Consider the following 5,963-nt stretch of genomic DNA (forward strand, 5'->3'; position numbering starts at 1 on the left):
TTTTTGTACGGCCGGTGTTCTAAGGAAGAGGTGAAGAGATATCTTAAGAATTGCGGTATTAACATCAGCAAGCTTGATCCTTCAGTTGCCATTATTTCTCCTGCCGGTAATGAAAAATTAGAGATAGGAAAACCGGTCAATATAGAATTTAATTACAGTGGTGAGGGCGATGAAGTCAAAATAAGCCTTTTTAAAGGCAATAAATTTTACGGAGAGATAGATAGTTTCCCTATGGATCGTAGAAGCTCGGCTTTGATGATAATTTATGATTGGGAAGTCGGCTCTGGTTTTCCCGGCGGTGTCAATACTGGAGACAACTATAGTATCGGCGTAAGTTTATTCACTAAAGAGGAGGTCTTGCTTTACCACACAAGAAGTGAGTATTTCAGCATTGTTTATCCATCCGCAGAGGGAACAGAATTGCCTGCGTGCGACAGGCTTAAGGCAATTCCTGGTCCGGCAAGTTATATCAACTCTTGTCAGACAAGAGGATATAAGGGAGCTTGCTTTAAGGGAGATGTGTTCAATCGGTGCGTGCATCTTGAATCTTGCGAGCAAGGAGAACGTCGGTGCGAGATTTACATATAGTTATATAAACGAAAGAAAATTATTTTCTTCCCTTTTTTATTTAAATTTTAGCTAAAAGCAAAAACCGCTTTTGTGGCTCCAAAATTAACTCAAAATTTGCTGTGGAACGCAATAAATTTTCAAAGAAAATTTAAGTCGCGTAAACCGCGTTGTCGCGGTAACGCGACTTTCGTAGCGTTCCAACAGCGTTTAAATTTTTCTGAAAGAAAAATTTATTACGCTGTGCCCCCAGAAGGAATTGAACCCTCGTCAGTGGCTTAAAAGGCCATTGCTTTACCACTAAGCTATGGGGGCGAAATATACTGATAGTGTTTATCGTATCAAATTTTCCGATAAAATCAAATTCAAGTTTTTTGTTTTTTGATCAGATTTTTCTAAATTCTTTGCCGATGGTTGTTTCTAAAATTTCCAAAGTAGCTTTGACCGACGGGTTGCTTGTATTTTTCAGAATTAATCTATTTCCGTATATGTTTAATAATGGAGTTAAAAATTCATCGCCCCATGAGGGAGAAAAGGTTAACACGCCATCAAAATTTAACTCTATTATTTCGTCCTCTTTTGCGCCTTTCGAAAGCGGACGAAACGCCAAAAACGCCTCTTTTCCTGTTTGTCGGGAAATAAGCGTAGTCCCAAATTTTTTTAATTCCGTAATCATAATTTTTAGTATTATTTTTTAATATGATATTAATGCTAAGCATCCCCTGATGTTTTCTTTTACGTTTTCCATATTTAAATTTGAGCTGTTGCCGTTTAATGCCAATCTTGCGTCTCCTGTCCGGAAAAACAGGTTAATTGGATTTTCCGAGATAATTTTTTTAACATATTTCAACCCATTGCCTCTGGCTTCAGGCTCTCTTCCTGAAATGACTTCAGTAAATGCAGTTTCCAAAGCTTCTTTATGGTTTTTCAGATTTGGCCTTACTCTTTTTAATGTTTCTAAAATTCCCACGCCTCTGTCAACCAATACAATTTGTTTTTTATTCAAGTCGTATCCGAAAAAAATTCCGGGAATATCCGGCCATTGGCCCAAATTGTGATCATACGAATTATTGCCTATTTCACCGGCTGCCGACACGAGTAAGGAAAACAAATCCCTGCTGTCTTTATTTTGCATCATCAGTTCCCCCATTTTTGTTATGCGGGCAAGAAAAATTGCGCTATTCTAGCAATAATAAACCGCCAAAGGTTCAAATCCTTTTTTGTCAGCTGACCATTTTTTTGCCAACCTGAATCCGTCTAAAGTTTTTGAAAATTCTTCAACTTCATTGAGGTTGTACCAGCGATGGCTTCCCGTTTCTCTGTTCCGGCGAAAAGACGGAAAACGGCTGTTTTTATCCCATCGCCTCAAAGTGTCCACAGAGCAAGCAAGCAGTTCAGCTGTTTGTCCTATTGATAGTATTTTTTTCATAAGCGACAAATCTATGTAAATTTTACAAATATTAAGGCAAAACCTCCCGTAAACCTATGTAAATCTTAGCGTAAACAAATCTATCCCGTCAACAGGCCTTCGCTCCCAAATTTCTATTCTATTTTGGGCGACAGCCCTATCTATCGGAGAGTTTTTTTCTCCCAAAAGCTTCCTAAACCATGTCAAATTTTGGCGTAAATAAAAACATCTCCCGAATGGAGATGTCCCTTAAAAAATTTATAGTCCTGCTTCTTTCAGTTTTTTCAATAACTCTTCCTGCTCTTTGGTTAATTTTTGAGGAGTATTAATTGTCAGCTGGATAAAAAGATTTCCGCTCCCGCTTCCTGAAAAATGCGGAATGCCTTCATTGGAGATTTTTAAAATTTTTCCCGATTTAGTTCCGGAAGGAACCTTAACTGTCATTTTCTTTCCATCAAGGGCGATGATTTTTATTTCGCCTCCTAAAGCCGCTTGAGAAAAAGAAATTAAAACATCAGCGATCAGATCATCTCCTTTTCTTTGGAAAACAGGATGAGGCTTGACCATAATTCTTATGTACAAGCTACCCGGCCTCCCCCCTCGCCTTCCGGCATCGCCTTTCCCTTCAACCTTGAGCATTTGATTGGCATTGACTCCAGCCGGCATAAAAAAGACGACAGTTTCTTTTTCCTTTATTCTCCCCTCCCCTCGGCAGACATTGCAGGGTTTCTCCGGCTTATTTCCTTCGCCCTTGCATTCAGGACAGACAACCCGTTGAGTGAAAGAACCCAAAAAAGTTTTCCTTATCTGTTGGACGTGGCCGGTTCCTCGGCAGGAAAAACATTCCTTGATCGGCGTGCCCGGTTCAGCTCCCTTCCCTTGACAGCGGGAACAGGAAACCATTTTTTCTAAAACTATTTCCTTCTCCTTTCCCCGCATCGCTTCTTCCATTGAAATCTCCATTTCGATTTTTATATCTTTTCCGTTTCTTGAGTCTTTCTTTCCTCCTCCCTCTCCTCTTTGTCCGCCAAAACCGAACATCTCCTCCATGATGTCGCTTAAATCTCCGATGCCTCCGAAATCGCCCATCTCTTCAAAATCAAAATCTCTTTCACTTCCCCCGCCTCCCGGCCTTCCCCATGCCCATTGAAAATCAAAACCAGGTTCAGCGTTAAATCCGCCACTATTTCCCGACGCCACTCCCTCAAAAGTTCTTCCAAATCTGTCGTATTGCTGTTTCTTCTGTTCGTCAGAGAGAATTTGGTAGGCTTCGTTTATCTCCTTGAATTTAGCTTCATTGCCGCCTTTTTTATCAGGATGATATTCATGAGCTAATTTTCTGTAAGCCTTTTTTATGTCTTCTTTTGAGGCGTCTTTTTTTATTCCTAATACTTGGTAATAATCTTTTGCCATTGTTAATTTTTAAATTTTATTCTTTTTTAGTTTCTGCTTCTTCAGGGCCATCTTCTTTCTTGTCTTCAGGTTTCTGGTCTGACGGCTGTTGTCCGGGAGCTTGAGTGTTCTTGTAAAGCTCGGCTCCGATTTTTTGAATCGTTTGAGACAGGTCGGCTATTTTTGTTTTGATACTTTCCAAATCATCGCCGTCTTTTATTTTTTTCAATTCCTCCATCTTTCCCTCAACCTCTTTCTTTGCTTCAGCAGGAACTTTGTCTCCGGCGTCTTTTAACGTTTTTTCAACTGAATAAATCAATGAATCAGCCTCATTTCTGGCTTGAATCAGGTCCCTCTTTTTTTGGTCGTCAGCGACATTCATTTCAGCTTCCTTTTTCATCCTTTCTATTTCCTCTTTTGACAATCCGGTTGACCCTTCAATCCTGATGGATTGTTTTTTGTTTGTCGCTTTATCATGGGCCGAAACGTTCAGAATTCCATTGGCGTCAATGTCAAAAGTAACTTCAATTTGAGGAATGCCTCTTGGCGCGACCGGAATTCCATCCAGTATAAATCTTCCTAATGTTTTACTGTCGGAAGCCATAGGCCTTTCTCCCTGAAGAATATGAATTTCAACAGAAGATTGGCTGTCGGTGGCAGTGGAGAAAACTTGAGTTTTGGCTGTCGGGACAGTCGTATTTTTGGGAATTAAAATAGTATTAACCCCTCCCAAGGTTTCTATTCCCAAAGAAAGAGGATTAACGTCCAGAAGTAAAATATCTTTTACATCTCCCTGAAGGATTCCTCCTTGTATTGTCGCTCCCAATGCCACCACTTCGTCCGGGTTGATGCTTTTATTCGGTTCTTTGTTGAAAAATTTCTTGACTGCTTCTTGGATGGCCGGCATTCTTGTCTGCCCTCCGACCAGAACAATTTCTTCAATATCCTCCGGTTTAAAGTTTCCTTCTTTCAGTGTTTGTTTCACCTTTTCAATTGACCTGTCTATGTATTCTTTAACCAATTCCTCAAGCTTTGAACGGCTGAATTTATAATTTAGATGCTTAGGCCCATTGGCGTCAGAGGTGACGAAAGGAATATTTATCTCTGTTTCCAGCGTCGTGGAGAGTTCAACCTTGGCTTTTTCGCTGGTTTCTTTTAATCGTTGGAGAGCCAGTTGGTCTTTGGATAAGTCAATTCCTTGGTCTTTTTTGAATTCAGAAACCAGCCAATCCATAATTTTTTGGTCAATGTCGTCTCCGCCCAAATGAGTGTCTCCCCCGGTCGCTTTTACTTCAAATGTGCCTTCTCCGATATCCAGAATTGAAACATCAAAAGTCCCTCCTCCGAAATCATAAATAAGAACTTGTTCATTTTTCTTTTTGTTTAAACCATAGGCCAAGGCAGCTGCAGTCGGTTCATTAATAACTCTTCGCACCTTAAAACCGGCGATTTCCCCGGCCACCATAGTTGCCTTTCTTTGAGAATCGTCAAAGTAAGCCGGACAAGTGATAATCGCTTCCTCTATTTTTTCCCCCAATCTTTCTTCAGCGTCTATTTTCAATTTCTGTAAAACCATGGCTGATATTTCCGCCGGCTTGTACCATTTTTCCCCGATTTTTATATCAACTCCCCCATCGCTTGATTCTTTGATTTCATAAGCCAGAAGTTTTTTATCTCTTTGGACTTCAGTGTCGGTAAATCTTCTGCCTATCAGCCTTTTCACAGAATAAATTGTATTTTTTGAGTTTGTTATTTGCTGTCTTTTAGCCACAACGCCGATCAGTCTTTCTCCTGTTTTTGAAATAGCCACAACCGAAGGCGTCGTTCTCGCTCCTTCTTTATTGTCAATTATTTTTGCTTCCCCGCCCTCCATTACGGCCATAGCGGAGAAAGTTGTTCCTAAATCAATACCTAAAATTTTTGCCATATGTTTTTTAATTTATTTTTTTATTTGACCTATTTTTAAATTCTACTTAGCAATCTTTACTTTAGCGGCTCGGATAAGTTTGCCGTTCAGTTTATATCCTTTTGTTATCTCTTCTAAGATTATCCCTGATTCTTTGTCTTTGTTTTCAATCTCCTCTGCCACATCATGGAAATTAGGATTAAATTTTTCTCCTAAACAGTTCATTTCCTCCACTCCGGCATTTTTCAAAACATCTAAGAGCTGGTTTTTAATAAGGGCAAATCCCTTCAGTGTCTCTTTCAGCTTGTTGTCGCTGATTTCTATTTCATTCAAGTGTTTTTCAGCGGCGTAGAAATTATCCAGAACCGGCAGAATCTCAAAGAGCAGGGCCTCATTAGCGAACTTGAATATCTCTCCGATTCTTTCCGCTTCCTCTTTTTTATAGTTGATGAAATCCGCTCGCGCTCTCTGCCAGCCGTTAAGGTATTCTTCTCTTTCATTATAGCACTTCTCCAACTTATTACCCTCCGTAGCTTCAGCGCAGGAAGGCTTTCCCTCTTCTTCTTTTTTGTCTTCCGTATCCATAATTTTTATGTTTGATTAAGTTAATTTTATGATTATTTGTCCATATTTTATCAAATCAGAGTTCAATGTCAATTTTTTTTCGCTGAAATAAAAAAAATTTGAATT

The 5,963-nt window shown here is 39.6% G+C and carries 7 protein-coding genes and 1 tRNA gene; 1 reads left to right on the plus strand and 7 read right to left on the minus strand.

Annotation, left to right across the window (positions count from 1 at the left end; genetic code table 11):
• On the plus strand, positions 1-588 hold a 588-nt coding region (locus COS96_00535; GenBank protein PIU44140.1), incomplete at its 5' end, for a hypothetical protein.
• 223 nt (positions 589-811) lie between these two features.
• On the opposite strand, the gene COS96_00540 is transcribed toward COS96_00535, so the two are convergent.
• From COS96_00540 to grpE, 7 genes are all read right to left on the minus strand, one after another.
• Positions 812-882: transfer RNA gene (locus COS96_00540), tRNA-Lys, on the minus strand.
• A 70-nt stretch (positions 883-952) separates the two neighbouring features.
• Complete coding sequence (locus COS96_00545; GenBank protein PIU44141.1) at positions 953-1,243, minus strand: DUF4325 domain-containing protein; 291 nt, start codon at positions 1,241-1,243, stop codon at positions 953-955.
• A gap of 18 nt (positions 1,244-1,261) precedes the next feature.
• Complete coding sequence (locus COS96_00550; protein PIU44142.1) at positions 1,262-1,705, minus strand: hypothetical protein; 444 nt, start codon at positions 1,703-1,705, stop codon at positions 1,262-1,264.
• A 45-nt stretch (positions 1,706-1,750) separates the two neighbouring features.
• Positions 1,751-1,996, minus strand: a complete 246-nt coding sequence (locus COS96_00555) for a hypothetical protein (GenBank protein ID PIU44143.1) — start codon at positions 1,994-1,996, stop codon at positions 1,751-1,753.
• A 237-nt stretch (positions 1,997-2,233) separates the two neighbouring features.
• Positions 2,234-3,388, minus strand: a complete 1,155-nt coding sequence (gene dnaJ / locus COS96_00560) for a molecular chaperone DnaJ (GenBank protein PIU44144.1) — start codon at positions 3,386-3,388, stop codon at positions 2,234-2,236.
• A 16-nt stretch (positions 3,389-3,404) separates the two neighbouring features.
• Complete coding sequence (locus COS96_00565) at positions 3,405-5,294, minus strand: molecular chaperone DnaK (protein PIU44145.1); 1,890 nt, start codon at positions 5,292-5,294, stop codon at positions 3,405-3,407.
• A gap of 42 nt (positions 5,295-5,336) precedes the next feature.
• A complete protein-coding gene (grpE, locus tag COS96_00570) occupies positions 5,337-5,858 on the minus strand; it encodes a nucleotide exchange factor GrpE (GenBank protein ID PIU44146.1) in 522 nt (173 codons plus the stop codon).
• Between the last annotated feature and the right edge of the window lie 105 nt (positions 5,859-5,963).

It is taken from the genome of Candidatus Nealsonbacteria bacterium CG07_land_8_20_14_0_80_39_13 (assembly GCA_002779355.1).
Lineage (GTDB): Bacteria > Patescibacteriota > Minisyncoccia > Minisyncoccales.